Genomic DNA, 23043 nt, shown 5'->3' with positions numbered 1-23043 from the left:
GAACACTCTTTGTCACTCTGGTGATTGGTGTTAATGGGATGCAATGATTCTATGTATTCAGTGTTTTCTGTAGTTGAAAAAATGTGTTAAACACTGAATACACAGAAACTATAAAAAGCAAGCTTGGTGCTCCGGGTAGGGTGGGGCCATGCCCCACCGAAATGGGTTGGAGTTTCACTAGTATTGAATGAGTCGCCTACTCGTGGATGAAAGTTTGTTTCTTTATTACTTTATCATCATTGGCTGTGGCTCCACCCTATAGCTCTTTTTTGTATCAGCTTATGCCAAGAACATTTTCAGAAGAAGGAAAGAGATGTAAAGAAAAGGATATTAGTTAGTTTATTACAGTTAAATCATAATCTGTATCTAAAGCATAAGTAGGATGTCGTCAGCTTATCAAACTACCATGTTGCAAACATCGTCTTGATAATAGGGTTAGTCTTGCATTAATCTCAAGATATTAAAAAATATAAGCTAATCTGATGGTAGCTGTAATGCATGGGGAAGATGGTCAATGAAACGAAAAACCCGCGTTTGGGTATGTCATAAGGATCAAATCAGGGAGGGTGACTATATAAGGATTGATGTACTGTATGCTAATAAGCCATCATCTGTAATAGTTTTCTGCTACCAAGGAACCTATTTGGCCTATAGGAATTTGTGTGTCCATATGCCAAAAAGACTTGATTGCGAAAAGGATATGATTTTTGATGATGCGGGACGGAATCTGCGTTGTTCAATGCATGGCATTATATTTGATCCTTTTTCAGGGGAGTCGCTGAGTACGATTTGTACCGGGGAGAAGTTAACACCTGTCAGCATCGATGATTATGATGGCGGAATTTGGATTTTTGATAAACGTGTCAGGCCTATGGAAGAAAATCTATCTGACTAATAACAACCTATCTGAAAATCTCATAAATTAGGATTTAGAGATTCCTTATGTCCAGTTAATTTGCTGGCTATCACACTCACAAGGGCTCAGCCTGAAGCATGCATCTGCACCATTTTCAGACATGCGTAGACGCTTCCACAATATTCATGCACTTTGATAGAGCATGTTTCAATGGGGTAAACATATTAATTTTAATAAAATCCTCTTATATTTTTTCTCAATAAGTCATGTAATAGTTTTAATTATCATTTTATTACAATAGCTTATAGTGGTTTTAATGCTTGATTGATTTATACTGAAAATTATCAATAGTTGTTTGGCTCTCAATTTGCATCTGATTGTAATAATTCGCGCAAAATACGAGAAGACCAATGATTACTAAGGGGATGCATGAAATACTGCACACTAGAAGTGCAGAGGTCCAACGTTCAGTAGTAAGGCCTAGAATTCCGAGGATTTTCAATCATGACATACTCTCATGTACCGCTGAGGGTGTAAAAGGCAATCATCTCTATTCAGGAAGAATTCTTGGTGCAACCGAACACGATGACATTGTTCAGTTGCATCCGTTACTGAAAAGTGAATGGAGTAAAATCGTTGAGCACTACACGCATATCGGTTTGGAGCATAGCCACAATATAATCTGGGATATTGGTTTGGAGTACATGCCTATTCATGATGGTATTACCCATTCACTATTTTTCTATGGCGATCAGGAATTAAAGAGAAGTGGAGATATTGCCTGGGCCAAAACGGTTGAATTCATCAATTCCAAAAACAACTTCATGTCACTCGCTGACGAGTTGGCTGTTCCTGTACCCAAGACGAGATGCTTCAATAGTGTCGAAGAGATATCGATAACAGATATTAAGGGTTTCCCATACCCATGCTATCTAAAAGCTGCCATTTCAGTTTCAGGCGTGGGCATCTATCGTTGCGAGAACCCAGAAGAGTTGCAACGAGCAATGATGCAGTTTGATTCAAATGTTCCGGTACAACTTCAGCAAGAAGTAAAAACCGATATATTTCTTAACATGCAATACCAGATAGTGGACGGAGTGTGCAGAAGGTTGCTAGCTACGGAACAGATACTCGATGGAACTGCCCACCAGGGCAATGTCTATCCAACACAATATGAACCCTGGAATATTATTGAGCCGATGGCAGAGTGGATGGCGGAAAGGGGTTTCAAAGATATTCTTGCCTTCGATGTCGCAATACAGCATGGAAACAATGAGGTTAAGAGCCTTGCTATCGAGTGCAACCCACGCTACAACGGTGCATCCTATCCCACATTGATAGCAATGAAACTTGATATCAATGAATGGGAATCATGTAATTTCTCTACAAGGCACAATTCTTTGGCAAACCTCGATCTTTCCGGCATTGAATACAATTCGACCACAGGTGAAGGTGTAGTTATAGTCAACTGGGGTCCGATTCTGGTCGGCAAAATAATGCTTATGATTGCGGGAGATGGTGAAGTCCGACAACGAATCAGGCTGGAGTTACAAGAGCGTCTCTGGTAGCGTTAAAGTTTGTAGTAACGAATTACAGAGAACAATGCAAAATACCTTCTCGCTGATGGTGCATGGCGGAGCCGGCGCACTCGACAATGTCAAGGACAATAAAACAGCACTTCGCTACCTGGAGAGTATCCGTACAGTTTTAGAACACGGACGGGATATTCTGGAAAGAGAGGGGAGTGCATTAGAAGCTGTAGAGACCTGTGCGTCACTGCTCGAAGACGATCCTGTATTCAATGCTGGTTGTGGATCTGTACTGAATGAAAATGGCAAGGTTGAAATGGATGCAGCCATTATGGATGGCCGTGATCTTTCAGCTGGTGCGGTAGCCGCCGTTAGCAATATAGCCAATCCCATACAGCTGGCCCGCTTGGTGATGGCAGAGAGTGAGCATGTTCTGCTAATCAGTGATGGCGCCATGAATTTTGCTACTCACTGTGAAATGGCGTTTACACCAGACCACTATTTCTTCACCCCTGACCGTATTCAGCAGCTTGAACAGGCGCGTCTGCAACACCGTATGATGCTCGATCATGATGATAGTGAGGTTGACTCAGAAGATCAGAAATATGGGACAATTGGGGCCATTGCCCGCGATCTCGATGGTAACCTGGCAGCAGCTACTTCCACAGGTGGCATCGTTAATAAGCGCATGGGCAGGGTTGGTGACTCACCAATAATCGGATCGGGTGTGTTTGCCGATAATCAAACATGTGCGGTCTCAACGACTGGATTTGGTGAAGATTTTATGCGTACTGTTCTTGCTAAGACGGTTTCAGATAGTGTGGAAATGTTGCACTACGATGCAAGAAAGGCTGTGGATTATGGTATTGAATATCTGCTACGCAAGGTAAAGGGTCGAGGTGGCTTGATTGTCATCGATCGGCAGGGGAATTGTGCTGCTGATTTTACAACAAAAAAGATGATTCATGGCTGGATTGAGAGATCGGGTGAAAGTCAGGCCAGGTTCTAGATAGACTATTTTTATCAATTACTGAGATCTTATAAAGTAAAAACTATTCAACAATAATATATCTGAATATTTAATATCGAAAAAATATGAACAAATAACTATTCCTCCCATGGCTTTGGTGAGTCAGTTCCCATACTGAATCCGATTATTTCCATAAGTATACGGCCATGTTGTGTGGTTATTATGGCGCTTCGTATGCCTGTCCAACTTCCGATACGACCAATCTCAACGACTTTTATTTTTCTTAATTGATGATTATTTTTATCAATCCTCAAAAATAGATCCGGATTGCCAGTTATTTTATCTACTACAATCAAGGTAGATCGCCAACTGGCATCAAAATTATCAGTAACAGGTTCGACGCTATAAGTCGCTTGTGGGTACTGCTCTGACAATATACTATTATCTATAGGTCCAACCCGCCAATCAGCACATGCGCCTACCAGTATTTCCTCCCAAGGCAGTATTGATCCAGGCAAATGAGTGCCTGGTTCTGTAATGAACTCGCCACTGTTATTTTCACATGCTGACGTCTCACCGCCTGGTGAACATTGAAGGCAGCTATTATATGCAGGAATATTCTCCCCGGTTAATCGAAATAAGAGACGATCCCCTGTAGGTTCTGCGTCGCGTGTGGATTGCAGAATGACAACAAGGTGCTCTCCATTTTGGGTATGACTGGTAATTCTTATCTTAACTTGATAATCCTTACCGGAACGGTTTAGAAGATTCTCGAGGTGTTGTATGGTCTCTGTAGTATCTTCAGAGGCATGGTTTTGGTAGAAAGGTATTAGAGTTAAAAATAACACGAAAAAAAGTAGATGGGGTATCTTTAAGAAGAATGACATTACTCTCTTAGTGCCTCATGGATTGAAATATTAAGTGCATAATATATTGGAAGTGCTGCACCAAATAGTGCAATTAATATGGCGGATAAAACCAACCAGACTGCTTGTTCTATAGTGACTACACTTTCGGTGTATACACCTAGTGTCTGCAGATGACTCAACGAGATCTCGAGACCAGTCCAACCAATTAATCCACCCATTACCGCTGCGGTGGCGGAAATTACAGTTGTTTCCAGAATAACCAGCCAAGATATCTGCCAGGCAGACCAGCCAATTGCACGAAATATAGCGATTTCATTGCGTCGTTCACTTATCGACAGTACCATGATTGTGCTAACTATGAGTATTGACAAAAGAATGTTTGAGATCAGAATGACATGACCCAAGCCTCTCACTGCAGAGGTGAGTTGATTGTCGGCAAGGAACTCATCTGTTGTTACTACTTTTAAAATTGGACTGATCTGTTCGATTTGATGAGTAACCACTCTTTTTTGTTGATCCGTTATGCCGGCATCAAGTGCAACAAATATAAATGTGACTTTACCTACTGAGCTGGTTAATTGCTGCAAATCATCCAATCTCATAAATAGCACGCCACTCTCAAAAAAGTTTCCTGCCTCAAAATAGTCAACAATTTTATATTCACCAAAATTAAGTTCGAGATGGTCGCCTATGGATAAATTATTCAGCGAGGCAGCCGTATGGCCGATTAAAATCTCACCGTGATTCAATATCACTCTTTTCCCATCTCGTTGATATTGAACTTCCTGATAAGATGATGGCCAACCATAAACCATTATGCTGTAGTTACTGTCTACCAACAGTGAGTCGGCCAAAAGTGCCTGAACACTCTCTACCCCATCGATAGCCAATATTTCATCAGATATAGAGGTATCTATCCGGCTGGTCATCGGGTTTGTCTTGTTCGCCTGCATTACCATCAGGTCTACCTGGCGTGATTCATATCCAAGCACCAATGTGGATTCCAGTGACTCTGATGTCCCTACCATGGTCATTGCGCCACCTAATGCGACTGCAATACTCAATATTGCAATAAATGCACGTAATGGTCGACATCTGATGTTGTCCAGTATCAGTGAACCCATACCGTATAGGCTATTCTTTACATCGCTATTCACTGGCTGACTGCCTTACCATCTTCTAGATATATAACTCTACTGCAAATCTTTGCGACTTCGGTATCATGAGTTGCGACTATCATTGTTCCCTGATGACTTGATATATATTCAGACAGAGTTTTGAGCAATGTCTCACTTGAGGCGCTGTCAAGATTACCAGTGGGTTCATCTGCCAACAATAAGCGAGGTTTATTGACAATACTTCGACAGAAAGCAACTCTCTGTCTTTCCCCTCCTGATAGATACTTTGTCTGTACATTAAGCCTGTTGAGCAGGCCAACCTCTTTTAATAGTCGACTGCTTTTAAGGTGTCTTTGATTTGCATCCTTGCATGTAGGAAATAGTGCGAGTTCAACATTTCTTACAGCGCTGAGATGATCCAACAGGTGAAACTGTTGAAATAGAAATCCAATCAATTCACGACGGAAAGTGTTTTTATTCCATTCTGCTATCGATTTGCCTGCAATTTTCAAAACGCCGGAAGTAGCTGTTTCATAACCTGCAATAAGGTTAAGTAGCGTCGATTTTCCGCTTCCTGACGGACCCAGCAAGGCAACAGTTTCACCTTCTGAAATTGATAGGGATACGTCAGCTAATGCACTGATAACTCCATTATATACACAACTGATATTTTCAAGTTGTATAAACGTCACTTCCAGTTCCTGTTAGCGACTGGTATTGATTCACGTAATTGGCTTGTTTTTATTCTTCGTAGATATATTGATGGAGCTAATATCATAACTGTTAAGACTAAAGGCAAAATACTATCCAGTCTGTCTGCGATTATTACAAGTGCAACTATAACCCATACCATAAACAGACCAATCAGGAATGTATCCAGTGATCTATGCGACAACCTGTCAGGTTTATGCCAACGATGCTGCAGGTAAAAGAATAATGAATAGATGATTATTCCAATTATGAACCATCCAAAAAAATTAGAAACTGGCGCTCCGTAGTAGAGTCCTTGCTGATTCCATGCCCAGGAATTGGTATAAAGCGAGAGTGGCTCAAGATAGAAGTCGCAGGAGGTAAGTATCAATGCACAAAAGAACACCTGTTTGGAAAAAGTGATACAGAATAGGCGAGATATCGGTTTGGCATTACTGGAGTCTCTGCTGTGATCAAATCTTTTCTCAACCAGCCAGGGGCGCATTAACACCAGTGGAATACAGCTGAATATAAACCAGGCGAGGGGGATGACAAGTGGTAATGCGTTAGCTATTCTTGGTTCGATGTCCGGGTTGTAGTGATATAAGTCACCAAACAAATAGCCATTCTGTAAGCCCCAGAGTTCTCCAAAGGATGAGATGGAGATGGTCAAAATAAATAAAATCACTGCCTGAGTGAGGGACCATACAAGTGTTACGTAAATAAAGAATGCTAAAGCTGCGACCATAATTATGATCAGAAGCGGGGTAGATGCCTGTGCCCAGTCATAGCTCAAGCTAAATGGAAATATATAGATAAACCGGGCTAACATTAAGCTGGCTAAGAGAAATAGTGTGAATGCTGTTATCTGAAGCCATCGATTACGAGTTGACAATTTAGCAAGTTGTAACATTTTTAATATTATCGTCAACTCGTTTTGTACGAACTGTCACTATCCAGTTACTGAAACAGCGCTGGTATACTCTGATAGAGTATACTTTGTTTAATAAGAATCTATTTTAATATTGAGACTAAACCCTGGCTAAAACAACCTCTACAATATAACTATATTTGATTTACATCATAAAGATACAATATATAACTGCAACCAATAAGATTATGGTAATACCTGAGAAAAATAATCTTCTATTATCTACAGGTGGGCTGGCATAAAACAACAAATTCTTCTATCTATTCTTTGATTTATTTCAGGGTAAGAATAAGAATCCTGATCTTCTGCTGATATAAACCGACTGCAATGAGTTTCACGGTTAATCAACTACAGCCTGCTCGATTAGTGTTAACAGGCCCTATATGGAGACTGATTCAAAACTTGTTGTGTTGATAAGCAGGGAAGATACGCTGTTTTGGGTATAAAAGAAGCAGCACTCCTGCTACTGTTCCCGCCAGATGTGCAGCAGGAAAGGGAGGCCAGGAAATATGGGTAATCATGGATATACCGGACAGGAGCTCAAGTATCAGCTTGCCCAAGCAGATCATGGCTGCAATAACTACCCAACCTGAACGGGTTTCCCGCCAATAGTGATAGAGTGCGACAACCAAAAGGGTATTGAGTACCCCCGAAAGTCCACAATACCTGGTCACATGAGACCAGTCAGATAAGAGTAATATATCGACCCCTGCTATTCCTGCCAGTATGGCCATAAACCATATATACTTTGATTGTCCTTCCAAATAACTCCCAAGAACTACCAGAGCTATCGCATTCCATAACCAATGTTCCCAGTCAGAATGGACAAAATGCCCTGAAAACAGTCGCCACCACTCTCCTGATAGAGCTGGATAGAGTTCAAAGTAGAATTCACTATGATGTTGCGGTATGGCCATCATAAATGCAGTAAGCAATACGCTAGCTATTGTGAGAGTTGGAAGTCTCATTAATGACTCCTTCAGCGGCCAGGCCGAAGCCTGGCGCTTTCAGTTTAGGAATTACGACGATGAAGGCTTGCTTTCCACAATGGAATAAGCAGTAACAGCAACCAAGGCCCTAATGCACCACCACCGCTGTGACCAGACGATGAAGGATATGCACGAGGCTTTGTATACATAGGCTGCTGAGTATCAACTCTGTTGTTGACCACTGGTGCTGAACTTCGTTGTTGGCGAGCAGCTTGTTCTTTTGTAACCCTGGCCTGATTCAGTCGGTCGATGCCATAGTTCTGGAACTGTTCCTCACGCACAACCAGCATTGATGTGTAGTCAGTAACCAGGCTGTACTCTTTAGCTACATCGACTATTGCCTGACGACTGTCAGGGTCTTCACCCAGATAGTCAATCTGGTTTTGTAAATCCTCTATTGTGGCGAAGGCCCAGAGCCGTTCAATTTCAGGATTGAGTGTGCTTTGATTTGGAAATTCAAATCGTGTGGAATATTCGGTAGGCTGGCCTGAAACTTTGCCGCTGATAGTCACATCAGCAATACCATCACCCCAGTAGTGGCCAAACAGAGTCAACTGCTGGCCTCGATAGAGAGAGCCAATTTGTGCCGGGGTTAAATCCTTGACCTTTACACCACGGAATTTTACATCGATATCGTGCAACGCTTGATGGGTTAGTTTGTCTGTGGCCAGCATCAGTTGGCCAACAATATCGTCACTATTTGAGACATTGATTGAGAATCCGTTGGAGATTTTGGCCATTCCTTCCAATAACGGACGGTTGGCGCTGTTTCCCATGACAAAGCTGAATAGCCTGACGTCATACTGTTCGAGGAGTTTGAGAAAGTTTTTCTTCTCCGTGGTACCCACATTGGCAACACCATCGGTGACCAGAATTATGGCGCTGGAGCGATCTGAATCAAGTGTTTTGATACCACGCTCCAGACCGGCATAGAGATTTGTACCGCCAGATGGATTTGTGTTCTCAAGTTTGCTTAGTATCTGTTGAACATTTTCTCTATTTGCCTGTTGATAACCAGAGGTGATTCTCTTTGCATGGTTATTGAACAAAATAATCTGAAAACGATCTTTATCTGAGAGATTTGTTAGTCCTTTGCGAACACCCTCAACCAGGCTTTGATATTTACCTTTCATGGATCCTGAGAGATCGAGAACGAAAACCCAGTCTCTACCTTCATTTATGGAAGCAAGGTCATCACCCGGAGTTACAGTTAGCATAAATGTACCTCGCTCTTTTCCAGGTTCCTTGTGAGTGACCATATCAACGCTGCCTGGCAGTCCCTGTTGATGTCGCCAGTAGACCACAATGTCCTTATCAAGTTTCTGTATAACTGCAGGAGTTGATTGAGTCTGCTCTTGCTCCTCACCTGCCTGTCCATTTTGCAGAGAAACAGACCACTCTTGCGGGGAGGTTGAAGTGGCTGAGGCTTGTTGATGATGAGGTAGTCGTATTTCATCGATGGGGTAGGAGGAGCGCAGTTTCATATTGAAACTGAAGGCTTCCGTGACGACATCATTGTAGCTCCAGAAGGCTAGACGCTGTTCATCCACACCCCCCTCTTCCAGAGGGTAGACATAGCGACCTATACCGCTATCTACATGAGCAGGCTGGATATAGACGAGCTTGATTCTGACATCCTGCTGTGGCTTTACAGGGTAAACAGAGCTATCGAATGTACGGTAGCTATCCTGCTCGGTAAGGGCAGACTCTCTACCTTGGCTGCGCTCCTGTTGATAGATTTCTCTCGCTTTCTGCTTCTCGAGTACTTCGCCGGTAACAGGCTTGCCATCAATCCAGTAGGTGAACTCACCTACGGAAGCTTTTTCAGGTACTGGGAAGGAGTAGATGGCTTCGAGTTCTGAGTTGTTTGGATTGTAGAAAACCTGTTCGACGGAAGTAACGGCGTAACCATCCTCAATGGTGACATCAACATGATGTTGCCTTATCTCCAGCTGCGGGAGATTCGCGGTTTTTGGGGTCATCAGGCCTGCTGCAATCGCGTTTTGTCCAGCTAGCAGCGAGATACCTAAAACCAAGTATTTGGCCTGCTTTAATAGGGTGTTCATGATAAAGCTCCATTTTAGAAAGTGGATTGATCTCCATCGCGGAGTCAAGCTAACAGTAGCGATAGGGCTTAAATAAATAAACCAAATAGTGAAAAGGTCTGTATTAATGATCTAAAAGTACTGTATATTGGTACTATTGGCCGCTCAGTAAATTCGGAGGTGACTGTGAGTCAGGTTGTTGCGTTGCTTGAAACCTTAAAACTGGAATTACGATCCAAGGGGATTACCTATCGGGATATTGCCGCTCAATTGGCCTTGTCGGAAAACAGCGTCAAACGTCTATTTGCGGAAAAGAGTTTTTCTGTGGCGCGACTCGAGCGAGTCTGTGAACTGATTGACCTGGAGCTTTCAGATCTGGTTCAGAAAATGGTTGAGGGGCGAGAGCGCATCAATATGCTGACAGAGGATCAGGAACGAGAGATGGTGGGGAATACCAAACTGTTGTTGGTGGCAATCTGCATCTTTAACTACTGGCGCTTTGATCAGATCCTTGCAGAGTATGATCTAACTGAGACTGAACTTATCCAGTTGTTGGTGAAGTTGGATCGTTTACGGATTATTGATCTTTTGCCGCTTAATCGTATTAAGTTGGTGGTCGATAAAAAATTTACCTGGCGGACCAATGGGCCGATACAGAATTACTTTCAACAGTATGCTCAGCCTGAGTTTCTGAATGCCAAATTTCTTGAGGAGGATGAAGCTCTGATTTTCTCTAACGGGGTTTTGTCTGAGAGTTCAAGAATTGCTATGTTGAGGCAGTTAAAAAAGGTCTCAGGAGAGTTTTTTCGTCTACATGAGGAGGATGCGGCTCTGCCCCTGAACCAGCGGCAGGGCACCAGTTTGATGTTGGCCCTGCGGCCTTGGGATTTTAGTGTATTTCGAGAGTTGCGCCGGGATGATAGTTCGATACTATCCCGTTAACACGTCTTTACTCCAGAAGCAGACTTGAGGCTCTAACAGTTTGAATTTAACAAGACAGGCACTGATTGTTTAATGCGGTTTACGCATCAATTCTATTAAATAGATGACACTCATACCCTCTCCTCAACCCCTCTCCCATAAAGGGAGAGGGGCTTTAGGAAATAATCAGCATGATACTCACACCCTATTACCAATCCCTCTCCTGCAAGGAAGAGGGACTTTTAAGAGATTAGTGACCAGTAATAAAATTCTGAATTCGTCGGATAAATTTACAAGCCAGTCATTCAGCAACTACTAACTACTTGATTTTATGTGCTGGCCTGCTTTTTGCGTATTAAAAAGGCATAAGGCATGTTTACAACTCTATTTCCTTTTGAGAATGTCCAAGACTTAAATATTCTTCTTGGGAAGAGCTGAGAGAGTCGTAATTTTAAGTATATTGCAGATATGGAATGCGAATTATGAATAACTTGGAAACCTATTCTCATGCAACCAAGAAACAGTGTGATTATTTTCGGCAGAAGATCGAGAGACATACTCCACCTAAAAGCAACACTGATGAGCGGATGATTGGCATCTATAAGCGCCTATTGATCAGAGATCGTTCCTATCTGCATAATCTGGAACTGTTGAAGATCAAGGAAACCCTGCGTACAGAAGCCCTTAATATTTTACCCAATATGCCTGACAAGATACCGGAGTGCTCCTCTTCGCTGGATCTGGATGAGTTTAAGCTTCTACTGGATGAAAATTTAGAATCAATTTGAACTTACTAACCAGACCATAACTATTTACACACAACGGCCTGTCATTAAAAATCAAAAGAGAGGGGCAACATGCGTGGCTTTAGCTAGGTGTTGTGGCTCTTGACAAGGTGGCGTTGCCGGCAAGCCACGCTTGTAGCGAAATTTTAGAGGCATATGGTGGGGCATGGCCCCACCCTACAGTGCTGGAACAAAGTTTGCCGATACCGATTGAGTCAAATGAATAACCCTACTTTACCCAACAACAATGCTGACATACTCAATCAACATAGTGTAATCGTATAGGCCAACTGTAGGGTGGGGCCATGCCCCACCTTAAAAAGTTGAGTGTAGTATGAGTTCAGGTTCTATTTACTCTTAGTCTATTATAATAGCCAATAAACATTACTATTGTTTATCAGGCATCTTAATCGAACTGAGTCTATTAATACTTCTGGCCTGGTAAGTATCTGTCACACAGATCTCCTCATCTTCAAAGTATGATTGAGAAACTTGCTCTCCATCCAGGGTAGGGGAGTCCATACCATTAGCAGTGAAATTTTTTATGATGTTAAAAAAAGAAGGCCGGTAACATGGTGTCTACCGGCCTTTTTGTTGGTGCCTACCTAACCAGTTCAGCTGGTCTATTATTAATGAACTTAATTACACCCAGTTGTACTGGTCAGTGCTCTACTACTTCATTGAGCTGCAAAGTCCTGCGTCCAGTAGATTCCATATGAACCGCTGCCATTTACAATACCAACTCCTATATCTTTAAAATTGGCATTCATCAAATTGGCACAATGCCCAGGACTTGTGAGCCAGCCGTCCATAACTGACTCGGCATCTCTGTAGCCTGCGGCAATATTCTCACCATAGGTTCTCCAGACATAACCACTATCACTGATACGGTCACCGGGGCTGCTGCCATCCTCACCAGTATGACTGAAGAAGTTATTTTCAGCCATGGATGCGGAGTGACCATAAGCTGCGCTTTCAAGCTGGCAATTCCATGCCAATGTAGTCGTAGCCTGATAACTTTCAGTTCCGCAACTACGAGTTTGTGCGCGAGCATTGTTCACCAGAGTCAGCATCTGTTTATCTGCTTCATCCATACACGCATCGATTGTATCTTGAGTAGTTGCGCCTAGATTGAATCCTGAGTTATCACCAGTTCCCTCATCAGGGGTGTCGTCAGCACTGTCATCCTGGTTCTCATCACTGCCCTCGTCAGGGTTGTCGTCGGCACTGTCATCCGGGTTCTCATCACTGCCCTCGTCAGGATTGTCGTCAGCACTGTCATCCTGGTTCTCATCACTGCCCTCGTCAGGATTGTCGTCGGCACTGTCCTCCGGGCTCTCATCACTGCCCTCGTCAGGGTTGTCGTCGGCACTGTCATCCGGGTTCTCATCACTGCCCTCGTCAGAGTTGTCGTTAGTACCGTCATCCGGGTTGTCGTCAACACCATCATCGGGAATATCATCAGTGTTATCGTCACTGATCGCTGTCACGAACTGCCAGCTCTCGGAAAGTGCTGGATTCCCCGCTATATCCTGGACACCCTCTCCTATGGTGACTGTGTATTGTGTACCATCAAGTAATTCTCTGTTGGGAGAAAAAATTATGCTGTGACTGACATCGTCATAGATGACACTGCCAGGAATCAGTGATCCACTGTGAGTAAGAGTAAGGCTTGTCTCATCGATGCTACTCTCTGAAAGTGCTTCATTGAATGTGACGCTTACTTCTGAGTTGATCGGAGTATCTACTTGATCTGAAACAGGGTATCGGTGGCTGACCAATGGCGGACTGCTGTCAGCAACAGGAGAGATTTGAAGACTGAAACCTGTCAGGTCTGCTGACTTTCCATCAAACACTATTAGATAGAACAAAAATTGCGTTGGCTCAGTAACCTGGGGTGCAACAAATGTCAGGGTGTCTTCGAAGCGATTATCAATTGGTAACGCAGGTCCTTTGGCTTGTCTCCAAAAATATCTGAGAGTATCACCATCTTCATCATAGGAGTCACTGCCATCAAGAGTCACTGTCTCACCAGAAAAAGAGGTATGGTTACCGGTTATATCAGCAACTGGTCTGCTGTTCGATCTCCATTTGTCTCTTGATCTTCTGAATTTTGATTTAGAAGCCGTTGCTTCATTACCATTGTAAGCGTCAGCACTATATTGAGAGCTATTGAGTTTTTCAGCCTCTTGCTGTTCTCTGTCGTTGGTACTGGATGTGTTGTTTTCAGAATCACTACCACACCCGGTTGCAACAGCGAAAACCATTGCGGCAGTAGTTATCAAGGGTAAGTTATATATTTCCTTCATGGATCCTTCTCCTAATTATTATCACGATCGGCCACATCAGAGCGATGAGTGCTGACCTGGTTTTATGATACTTATGGGGGGAAGGTAAAATAGGGCGCTGTTCTCAAAGAAGTTATAGGTGGGGGAGATTTTTAGGATTTTATAAATAAAGTGTTAGCCAGTTCCCAGCATCCCAGGGTTTGTTAACACAAATTGAAATAGCCGCTTTCTGAATATCAATTCTGGTGTTTGTAAGAGTCTACTAAACTGATGCCAGAATGGTGGTAGCCATAGTAAATGGAAGGTTTACTTAGTATTGGCCTGCCTTGGGGAAACATTATGTGTCAGGCGGTAGAACACCAGAATGGCTTGCCAAAATATGTGATATGGTGCACACTTTTTAAGTGTAAAGCACTATCCATGAAATCTAAAATTCTGCAATAACAGGAACAATAAATATGAGAAAAACAGTCGTTGCTATCTGTGTTTCATTACTCTTCTTTTCCCTGAACGCTCAGGCCGAGCAACAACATGGAATGCATGATTTTCCTCAAATGATGAAACATGCCAGTCCAATGCCGAACTACATGAAGGTTGTAAAACAGCATGAGGCGGCACTGGATCTTAGTGAAGAGCAGTCTAAAGAGTTAGCTGCCTGGCGAGAAAGTCACGGTAAGCCTATGCATGCAAAAGTGGCACAAATTACCGAGCTGGAGAAGAGTATCTATGACGCTACAATGGCTGGTAAAAGTAAAGCCGAAATATTGGACTTGGCTTCTAAGATGCTAGAGTTGCGTAGCACTATTATCAGCACAAAAATTGACTGTAGAGATAATATGAAACGAGTCCTCTCTGAGGAACAATTTGCAAAAGTTGTGAAATTATATAGTGGATCTTAGGTATTGAGCAGACAATGTGCCCCGCTTTAATGCGGGGCTATTTGTAATAGACTGAGCTAATATCTGTTTATATCGGCTATATCTGGCGTGAGATTGACATACTGTTTCCCTATAAGTGGGAACAGAATATCGAATGAGAGCACTGCCGTCTTATTAACTCTCCTCCGCTCCAGATGCTGGTTGGAAATATAGCCTCAGCCCTCCTTCGGGGCGTGGCTCGCAGGCAGTGGCCCATCCCTTGATAAGGGCGTAACACTGGGCTGAGTTAGAGAAATATACGCTATAAAACCCAGGCATCAAGCACAAAAAATGTGATCAGCAGGGGGAAGATAGTAGAGAAAAGGATGCTTCCGATGCCAATGATTATCTCAGTAACCGTCAAAAACCGCGGTTGATCGGCCCAGCGATCCTGCACATTGGCTCGATAATCCTTGTCGAAAAGATATCTCCACCCTACGGAATAGTCGATATAACTTGAATTGCGGTAAGGTCTTAAGGAGTTTGTATTCATTGGCATAACTCTCGATTAAGCTATTGGGCATGTCTATCGCACTGTTTGATGAGTACGAAATCCGACTCGCAGAACAAAAACTCAGCGCGTCAATCGCTCTTCAGCACAAATAATGATCGCAGAAAAAGATTGCAGTATTATGAAAGTAATGTGACTTAAACTGATTAATAGAAGGGCCCTAAAGGGGGGGTATGAAACTGGTTTTATTACCTGGTCTTGATGGTACAGGACGGCTTTTTAGGCGATTTATTGAGGAATATCATGGGGATGTAGAATTAATTTCTTTACCTGACTGTACTTCTCAGGATTATCAGTCGTTAGCTGAGAGCCTGATGCTGAAGCTGCCCCAGGAGCCTTTTGTGGTGTTGGCTGAGTCATTCTCCGGAGGTATATCGACCTATATCCTCGAAGCGAAGCCTTACCATTTAAAGGGCGTCATCTTCGTCGCCAGTTTTATCTCGCCACCAAGACCTCTGTTACTGTTTTTAATGCAGATGGTGCCTCTGAAGCGGGTAGTGAACTTTCCCATACCGAAATACCTGCTCAAGCTGTTTCTGCTTGGAAGTGAAGCCACAGATGAGTTGATACTGGAGTTTCTGCAAACCATCAGGGAGGTACCAGAGCATCTGCTTACGCAGAGGGTGAGCCAGATCAGAACCATGGCGCTACCCAGCAATAGTGTGGAGAAGCCAGTAGCAGTAATAGAGGCCGCTGATGACAGACTGGTTGATCGGGCCCATTCTTTAGAACTGCTACAGAGGTACGAAGGGGCTAGTCACTATAAACTTGCTGGTCCCCATTTTATTCTTCAGGCTAAGCCTCGGTCAGCTGCAGAATTGATTTTCCGCTTGGTATCTAATCTTGATTATGGATCATTTGGCATGTGAAAGGCAGGCTGAAAAACAGTTGAAATAATTTTGAATCCATCTTTCGACTCGTCCCGTATAGGTAACTGAAAGCTGAAACATCAGCTCTTAATTAAAACGAGGAAATCGAAAATGAAAACATTAATTATCACAGCAGCCATGATTCTTTCATCTAATTTGTATGCCGGTGGATTCGATGTCACAGGACAAAACCCGGATCTGTATGACGGTCATGCAAACTCCACAAGATTGGCTACAGCTGTACAGCCTGGTATCGGCGACTCCTATGGTAACTCGATCCTTCATTCGGGTGGCTATGCAAAGACGAGTCACAGGGTACAGGGCGGAGTAGATGAAGGTTACGGTAGTATCCTGATCGATGTTGGTACACCGCTCAACTGGTAAAGTGGATAGTGTTAACAGGTCCTAGTGTGGTGCGTCATACTAGCGGGATTGCAGGTTGGATGAGCAGAAGGATCTCTTGATATGCCTGGAAGATGTTTGTGAGTAGTGGTGATAGATTGCCGCAAATTCATAGCTATAATTCTCTTTGCTCATCCTTTGCCTGCCCTGTGATTCAAAAGGGCCGGTATTCGCCAACAAGAGGTGTAATGTGCTTTCTCGCCTGGGAGTAGTCTTTGTTGCACTGATCTTTTCTATATCAGCCTGTACCTCAGTGGATGAAAAAGCATCGAGTGGGGGAAGTTTGATTCCTGGAGCCCATATGGCTCAGGTTCGCTCGGAATCTTTGAAGTTGATCGAGCGAATGCTTGAAGAGGAGTTTGTACCCGGTATCAGTGTTGCTCTTGTTAATAGTGAGGGTACGCTTTGGGTCGAAGGTTTTGGGGATGCAGACAGTCGTACCGGTGAGCTGGTAACTGCAGATACGGTGTTTCGTGCAGGTTCGCTGAGCAAACCGGTAACTGCATTGGGTATCATGCAGCTTGTGGCAGATGGCCGCGTAGATCTCGATGCGCCCCTCAAAGAGCAGCTTGACATGTTTTCAATTCGTCGCCGTGAATCTTCTGCGAGGCCAGTCACGCCAAGACAATTATTAAGCCATCGTAGTGGTTTGCCCAGTGATCTGCGTAAAGGGATGTATACCGATACCTATTTCACCAAGGTGACAGAACTGCTGCGTAATGAATATGCTGCTTATCATCCCAACAAGGTTTATAGCTACTCAAACCTCGGTTATGACTTATTGGGTCATTTAATCGAAACAAAAACCTCTGAGCGATATGCCGAATATATGAGGCAGAATCTGTTCGAACCGTTGGGGATGTCAAGTAGTGGTTTTTTACTGACAAAGGAGATGCGGCAGCAACTCTCTTCCGGACATCTGGATGGTCAGGTCAGGCCTTTACCCCCACTGCGGGATATGCCTGCTCTTGGCCTCTATATGTCTGCTCGGGATGCGGGCAGACTTATGACCCGTATTCTGCAGCGCGATTTACCTGGTGTCTCTGCGCCTCTGATTGAGCAGATGTGGCGCCCGCAAAATGTAGATGGTGAGATCTCCCTGGGTATCTCACCGGGAATGGGTTGGTTTCTACAAGACTATGCAAACACTGGACGACAGGTTCGCCATGGCGGCAGTACCCTGCTGTTTGGCGCAGAGATGGTGTTATTGCCCAAGCATGGTTTAGGGGTGGCTGTGTTGGCAAATGGTGCTGGAAGTAATCGAATGGCCCGTGAATTGGCAACTACTATTTTAACTCTTGCATTGATGGTTCAGGGTGGGGAGAGTCATCAACAGCCTCTGCAGTTGACTGAGCAGGATAACCCTCAGTTTGAAACCCCATCTGGTGGCTATGCGACGGATCTTGGTTTGCTGATGGTGGATCCGGAACACCCCAGGCTTTGCGCCTGCATTATAGAACGCATTCTTGATCTGGTTCGATTTGATGATGGCAGCTTGGGATTGACTCAACAGAGTATCGACAGCCTTCCAGATGGCTATCGGGTGTTGGGGGATTTACGATTCAAATCACGCCAGCAAAATGGTATGGATCTATTGGTCGCCCACCGGGGAGAGGAGGAGATTATTCTTGGCAATAAGATCGAGTCAGATCCTTGGGAGACGGTTTGGCGCAAGCGCCTGGGAAGTTATAGAACTATAAATCCTGATGGTGATTTCTCGATCCAGGATCTCCATCTGAGTGAAGAGAGCGGTGTGTTATGTCTGCACTATCGAGCACCACATCTTAGTGAAAGTCTGGTTAGACTGCCTCTGCAGCCGGTCTCAGAGAATGAGGCTGTTATACAGGGATTTGGACGCGGAAGGGGGGAGACGGTGCAAATTGTTGAAATCAACGGAAAGCAGTGTCTGAAGTTCTCTGGTTTCATGGGTGAACCTATTAATCAGGAGTGATGCAATCTATATCAAAGCCTCTTCTGCTTGCTGCTAAAGCGTCAGCCCAGTACCCTTAGGGTTGGTTTCAGACCCTCGGAGGGGGCAATGGAAAATGGGGATCTAGATCCACAGCAAGCGATTAAAAAGCGCAATGAGGAACTCGAATCGCTACTTGCTGCATGTGCGCTAAATGATCGCAAGGCCTTCGCGCGTTTGTATCGCATGACTTCGGCGAAACTATATGGCGTGGTATTACGTATATTAATTAGGGATGATTTGGCGCAGGACTGTTTGCAGGATGCCTACGTCAAGATCTGGAACAATGCAGCCAGCTACCGCGCCTATATGGCTGCACCGCTGACTTGGATGTCGACCATTGCGCGCAATCAGGCTTTGGATCTGCTGCGCAAAAGAAAACGGGAAGTCATGGATCGTGATGACAAAAGTGTGCCGGAGCAGGTAGATGGTGCACCTTTGCCACCGGATAGCCTCTCTCGTAGTGATGATGGTCGTCGACTGGAGGAGTGTCTTGGAGAATTGAAGGATCAACAGCGACAAGTGCTGGTGTTGGCCTATTTCAAAGGGTTAACTCATGATGAGTTGGCATCCCACACGGATACACCACTCGGTACTGTCAAGACATGGATACGTCGTGGTTTGAATCAACTTAGGAGGTGTCTGGAAAATGATGCCTAAAGATGAAAAATTAGATAGCAATACTCTGGCAGGTGAGTATGTTCTCGGAACCCTTGAAGGAGAAGAACGAGAGGATTTCAAGCGCCAGCTGCAAAATGATATCAGACTCCAGGAGGAGGTAGATGCCTGGGAGCTGCGATTTGCGCCGATGCTCGAGAGTATTGATCCTGTTGCGCCACCAGCTTCTGTTTGGGAAGGTGTGGAATCGCGCCTGACGCCTGTCCGGGAATCCCATCTGGATGAGTCCTCGGCAACGAGTGTATGGGATAGCCTCGGTTTCTGGCGTAATCTGGGTATGATGGCCACGACACTGGTAGTTGCACTTGGCATCGTGCTGATGAGCGGCCAGCCTGGGTCGGAGATGAACAGTGTGTTAGTGGTCATGAATGATCAGGATCGAACAGGATGGGTGGTTGCTGCTCGACCCAATCATGATTTGGTCAAAGTCAGTGCTGTGGAGCCCACACAATTACCATCCGGTAAGGTGTGTCAATTGTGGATGGAGGATCAGAATGGGAATTTACACGCTGTAGGGGTGCTGCCCCATGATGGTAGCCAGGAGTTGGCGCTACCTATGATGCCTAAAGCTAAAAGTGCTTTTAAGGTCTCTGTTGAGGAGATGGAAGATATGCCTACAGATAAACCGAAGGGTGACATTGTCTTCGAGGGTAAGCTGACAGAGATATAAGCCACTCTCTCCATATGCAGAGTCTGTATAGCAACCCGGATCTAAAAAATCCGGGTTTTTGGTATATTTGTCAATCGGTTGCTCAAGGTCAACCGTAGATCAGCCATATCTTGTATACTCCCGCGCGATTCAAGTTGATATATTGAACGGTATTTTAATTAAAAATTTTGATGATTGTTTTTGTAGTAAGGATTTAGGTCGGGATGACGCTAACAGCAATATAGGCGGATTTGGGAATAGTTACCCATTTTCAATGCCTTCTAAAACAGATCTAGCTTTGAAGCACCATTTTAAGCCCCTGCTATAGAACTTAGTGGGGCAAGAATTTCGATAAGGTATAGAGGTAGGGAATCACTACAGGAGTAGCTTTTATCGGTTGGATGGGTTCTCGAATATGTATGCAATATGTTGAATTAAAATGAAAAATAGGGAATGCTCTTGAAGAGCATTACATCTTTTTTGCCTGGTCTCGACTCCTATCGGGGTCGCTATGCCTATTTGGCAGTATTGGTTGGTGCCGTGCTGCTCGCCTTTGCATTATTGGGCTGGAATCTCGTCAAAACATCCACTCAGTCACAGATATCTAATATCACCTCCAGAACCCTGGCCTCTGGTGTTCTGGCAGATGCTCAGACACAACTGAATAATATAGAAAGTCACTTGCAAAGAATCCTCATCGATCCCAAGAAAGAGAATCTGGACGATACCAAACATGGGTTGAGGCAATTGGGTGAGATCCTCAATGACCTTGCTGAAGCGCTACAGCGACTACCAGCAGGAGACCCGAACGTCGCCAAGGCCCTGCTGGATGATCGGAATAAACTACATCGTAAAACCTATCAACTTATAGAAGTACGACGGGATGTTCAGGCTTGGTTTCCTGCTATGAAACTCATGTTGGAGGAGATGTATCCCTACAACCAGAGAGTGCTTGGGCATCTACAGCTACTCCTTCATGAGGCTGAATACAGCCCCGATAGTAAGGACGACCTGATTGTGCAGGTCTCATCCATGCAGCGACTTTGGCTTGGATTGACAGCAGAATTTCGGTTGGTGATAGCGAATCGGTTTGGTCTCTTTATGTCTGAGTCTGCGCCACTGCCGGAAAATCGCTATGACACTATTCTTGACTATGCTGATCGATTTATGGAACGTTTGAGATTCCTTCAGGATCACTATGATCGTGTCAAGCCCAGTTTTACCATGATGGATACTCTGAGCAGAATCGAGGTCGATTCTGCCACCTGGATGAACGACTTTAATAAAGTCAAAGAGGTTATGAATACACCAACATGGCGTAGAGATCTGAACTTTATGAGAGATCAGGTCGATCCATTGTTAAAAACCATGCGTCAACGAATGTCGATTATCGATCTGGGTCTGGATGCACAATCGGCAGAGGATATAACCCGGCTGGCACAAACGGCGAAGCGTTTATCGACCTCTATATTGTTCTTGGCCTTGATGGGCTTGTTAATGCTTGTTCTTGCCTATCAATTCATAAAACGTAATCTGCTGCAGCCGATAGCTGAAACCGCTCTGGCATTGAAGATGGAAGCAAGTGGTTCATTAGAGGCCACAACTCAGCCAAGATCTAATCTTAAGGAAACCAAAGATCTGGTGGAGGCATTTAGTGAAATGCGCCGACAAGTACATAGCCGGCAGAGCCATCTTGACCACATGGTACATCATGACGCATTAACTCAATTACCAAATCGTGTACTGTTCAGGGATCGTCTTGCGCATGCCCTGGAGATCGCACTTAGAGGTGAGTTTTTAGTTGGCTTGATGTTTCTCGATTTAGATCGATTCAAGCAGGTTAATGACAGTTTGGGGCACTTGGTCGGTGACGAGTTGCTGAAAGTGATTGCCGAGCGCCTGACCTCTTTGATGCGTAGCTCGGATACTGTGGCCAGATTAAGTGGTGATGAGTTTGCGGTCCTTATTGAAGGTATCAGCAGCCGTGAAGATATGGAGCCTTTGGCAGAAAAGATCCTGAACGCCATCAAAGCACCGATAACCATTGCAAAAAACGAACTGCGGGTGTCGGCGTCTATCGGTATTGCCATAGCGCCCTATGATGATGTCTCAGTGGAGTATCTACTAAGAGATGCTGATACTGCAATGTATGAGGCCAAGCGTCAGGGGCGGTCAGCCTATCGCTTTTTTAGTGGAGATATGACCGCCCGAGCCTCTAAAAGTCTGATGTTGGAAAATGATATCCGCAACGCAGTAGATTCCGGGCAGTTCACATATCACTTTCAGCCTATTGTGGAAACGTATACCGGCAGGTTGTTCTGTTTTGAAGCGCTGCTGCGTTGGGAGCACCCTGATCGTGGCCTGCTCGATCCTGATTCATTTCTCACGGTGTTGGATGAGACCGGGCTTATCAACACTCTGTTTGAGCCGATGCTGGTACATGCAATTGCTTTCCAGCGGGAGCAGAGTCTGTTACGCGATGAGACCGTCGCAATATCGATTAATCTCTCAGCCAGATTACTCAACGACCCTACATTCTGCAGAGGTTTGCTGGAAAGTCTGGTAAATGGTGAGATTCCGCTTGGGAGTTTGATTCTGGAAATAACTGAAGATACCCTCACCCAGGAACTTGCTGAAGCCGACGTTTTTCTTCAACAGGCGAAAGCGCTTGGTGCGAGAATAGCGCTGGATGATTTTGGCACCGGACAGGCGTCCCTCAGCCATCTGCGTCAATTCCCATTTGATCTGTTGAAGATAGATAGGGATTTCATAAAAAATGTTAACGCCGACAATTATGATGCCAGTCTTGTTACCGCGATGATTCAACTGGCCCATGCCTTTCGGATCGACGTGATTGCGGAAGGTGTTGAAAGTGAATCTCAACTGGAATTCTTACAGCAGCAGGATTGCGACTTTATTCAGGGCTATCTGGTTGGATTTCCTCAACATGCGGAGGAACCTGTTGAACCCATAGGGCATATTCCGCTGTTTCAAACATGAGTCCAGTTGAGGTACCCCATTATAAATAACGGGTTAATAATTACTTCTTCTTGTGGG

At 44.4% G+C, this 23043-nt stretch carries 20 protein-coding genes; 12 read left to right on the top strand and 8 right to left on the bottom strand.

Going from position 1 to position 23043, the window contains the following annotated elements; genetic code table 11:
- Positions 1 to 514: 514 nt before the first annotated feature.
- The 3 genes from AC4IE7_RS03420 to AC4IE7_RS03410 all read left to right on the top strand — a co-directional run bounded on the left by AC4IE7_RS03420 (position 515) and on the right by AC4IE7_RS03410 (position 3394).
- Positions 515 to 895, top strand: coding sequence for a Rieske (2Fe-2S) protein (locus AC4IE7_RS03420; RefSeq protein ID WP_490775403.1), 381 nt, complete (start codon positions 515 to 517; stop codon positions 893 to 895).
- A gap of 371 nt (positions 896 to 1266) precedes the next feature.
- A complete protein-coding gene (locus AC4IE7_RS03415) occupies positions 1267 to 2424 on the top strand; it encodes an ATP-grasp domain-containing protein (protein ID WP_490775402.1) in 1158 nt (385 codons plus the stop codon).
- 34 nt (positions 2425 to 2458) lie between these two features.
- A complete protein-coding gene (locus AC4IE7_RS03410; protein WP_490775401.1) occupies positions 2459 to 3394 on the top strand; it encodes an isoaspartyl peptidase/L-asparaginase family protein in 936 nt (311 codons plus the stop codon).
- Between the two features lie 98 nt (positions 3395 to 3492).
- Here AC4IE7_RS03410 and AC4IE7_RS03405 read toward each other — a convergent pair whose 3' ends face one another.
- From AC4IE7_RS03405 to AC4IE7_RS03380, 6 genes are all read right to left on the bottom strand, one after another.
- Positions 3493 to 4242 carry a hypothetical protein gene (locus tag AC4IE7_RS03405; protein WP_490775400.1) on the bottom strand — a complete coding sequence of 250 codons (750 nt, stop codon included), beginning with the start codon at positions 4240 to 4242 and terminating at the stop codon, positions 3493 to 3495.
- Positions 4242 to 5381: an ABC transporter permease gene (locus AC4IE7_RS03400; protein ID WP_490775399.1), complete on the bottom strand. Its 1140-nt coding sequence runs from the start codon at positions 5379 to 5381 to the stop codon at positions 4242 to 4244. Before AC4IE7_RS03400 ends, AC4IE7_RS03405 begins: the two co-directional genes overlap by 1 nt.
- Positions 5378 to 6034: an ABC transporter ATP-binding protein gene (locus tag AC4IE7_RS03395; RefSeq protein WP_490775398.1), complete on the bottom strand. Its 657-nt coding sequence runs from the start codon at positions 6032 to 6034 to the stop codon at positions 5378 to 5380. Before AC4IE7_RS03395 ends, AC4IE7_RS03400 begins: the two co-directional genes overlap by 4 nt.
- Positions 6031 to 6945 (bottom strand): carotenoid biosynthesis protein, encoded by a 915-nt coding sequence (locus tag AC4IE7_RS03390; protein WP_490775397.1) that lies wholly within the window; start codon positions 6943 to 6945, stop codon positions 6031 to 6033. Before AC4IE7_RS03390 ends, AC4IE7_RS03395 begins: the two co-directional genes overlap by 4 nt.
- A 413-nt stretch (positions 6946 to 7358) precedes the next feature.
- A complete protein-coding gene (gene rrtA / locus AC4IE7_RS03385; protein WP_490775396.1) occupies positions 7359 to 7931 on the bottom strand; it encodes a rhombosortase in 573 nt (190 codons plus the stop codon).
- Positions 7932 to 7975: 44 nt separating this feature from the next.
- Positions 7976 to 10018, bottom strand: coding sequence for a VIT and vWA domain-containing protein (locus tag AC4IE7_RS03380; RefSeq protein ID WP_490775395.1), 2043 nt, complete (start codon positions 10016 to 10018; stop codon positions 7976 to 7978).
- 165 nt (positions 10019 to 10183) lie between these two features.
- Here AC4IE7_RS03380 and AC4IE7_RS03375 point away from each other — a divergent pair, with 165 nt between their 5' ends.
- Positions 10184 to 10939 carry a helix-turn-helix domain-containing protein gene (locus AC4IE7_RS03375; RefSeq protein WP_490775394.1) on the top strand — a complete coding sequence of 252 codons (756 nt, stop codon included), beginning with the start codon at positions 10184 to 10186 and terminating at the stop codon, positions 10937 to 10939.
- Positions 10940 to 11400: 461 nt separating this feature from the next.
- Positions 11401 to 11706 carry a hypothetical protein gene (locus tag AC4IE7_RS03370; protein ID WP_490775393.1) on the top strand — a complete coding sequence of 102 codons (306 nt, stop codon included), beginning with the start codon at positions 11401 to 11403 and terminating at the stop codon, positions 11704 to 11706.
- A gap of 674 nt (positions 11707 to 12380) precedes the next feature.
- On the opposite strand, the gene AC4IE7_RS03365 is transcribed toward AC4IE7_RS03370, so the two are convergent.
- A complete protein-coding gene (locus AC4IE7_RS03365) occupies positions 12381 to 14012 on the bottom strand; it encodes a CAP domain-containing protein (protein ID WP_490775392.1) in 1632 nt (543 codons plus the stop codon).
- 437 nt (positions 14013 to 14449) lie between these two features.
- Between AC4IE7_RS03365 and AC4IE7_RS03360 the strand changes: the two genes are divergently transcribed.
- Complete coding sequence (locus AC4IE7_RS03360) at positions 14450 to 14890, top strand: Spy/CpxP family protein refolding chaperone (RefSeq protein ID WP_490775391.1); 441 nt, start codon at positions 14450 to 14452, stop codon at positions 14888 to 14890.
- 280 nt (positions 14891 to 15170) lie between these two features.
- On the opposite strand, the gene AC4IE7_RS03355 is transcribed toward AC4IE7_RS03360, so the two are convergent.
- Positions 15171 to 15401 carry a hypothetical protein gene (locus AC4IE7_RS03355; protein ID WP_490775390.1) on the bottom strand — a complete coding sequence of 77 codons (231 nt, stop codon included), beginning with the start codon at positions 15399 to 15401 and terminating at the stop codon, positions 15171 to 15173.
- A gap of 191 nt (positions 15402 to 15592) precedes the next feature.
- Here AC4IE7_RS03355 and AC4IE7_RS03350 point away from each other — a divergent pair, with 191 nt between their 5' ends.
- The 6 genes from AC4IE7_RS03350 (at position 15593) to AC4IE7_RS03325 (ending at position 22986) form a co-directional block, all read left to right on the top strand.
- Positions 15593 to 16288, top strand: a complete 696-nt coding sequence (locus AC4IE7_RS03350; RefSeq protein WP_490775389.1) for an alpha/beta fold hydrolase — start codon at positions 15593 to 15595, stop codon at positions 16286 to 16288.
- Positions 16289 to 16399: 111 nt separating this feature from the next.
- A complete protein-coding gene (locus AC4IE7_RS03345; protein WP_490775388.1) occupies positions 16400 to 16672 on the top strand; it encodes a hypothetical protein in 273 nt (90 codons plus the stop codon).
- A 208-nt stretch (positions 16673 to 16880) separates the two neighbouring features.
- Positions 16881 to 18641 carry a serine hydrolase domain-containing protein gene (locus AC4IE7_RS03340; protein ID WP_490775387.1) on the top strand — a complete coding sequence of 587 codons (1761 nt, stop codon included), beginning with the start codon at positions 16881 to 16883 and terminating at the stop codon, positions 18639 to 18641.
- 87 nt (positions 18642 to 18728) lie between these two features.
- Positions 18729 to 19319 carry a sigma-70 family RNA polymerase sigma factor gene (locus AC4IE7_RS03335; protein ID WP_490775386.1) on the top strand — a complete coding sequence of 197 codons (591 nt, stop codon included), beginning with the start codon at positions 18729 to 18731 and terminating at the stop codon, positions 19317 to 19319.
- The gene (locus tag AC4IE7_RS03330; protein WP_490775385.1) at positions 19309 to 20007 is read left to right on the top strand and encodes an anti-sigma factor; all 699 of its coding nucleotides are present in this window, start codon (positions 19309 to 19311) and stop codon (positions 20005 to 20007) included. The genes AC4IE7_RS03335 and AC4IE7_RS03330 overlap by 11 nt, the downstream gene beginning before the upstream one ends.
- A gap of 438 nt (positions 20008 to 20445) precedes the next feature.
- The gene (locus AC4IE7_RS03325; RefSeq protein WP_490775384.1) at positions 20446 to 22986 is read left to right on the top strand and encodes a putative bifunctional diguanylate cyclase/phosphodiesterase; all 2541 of its coding nucleotides are present in this window, start codon (positions 20446 to 20448) and stop codon (positions 22984 to 22986) included.
- Positions 22987 to 23043: the final 57 nt, after the last annotated feature.

This window comes from Candidatus Thiodiazotropha sp. AKAK3 (genome assembly GCF_058244645.1).
The sequence above is the reverse complement of the archived record's forward strand: the minus strand, read 5'-3'. Positions and strand labels throughout refer to the sequence as shown.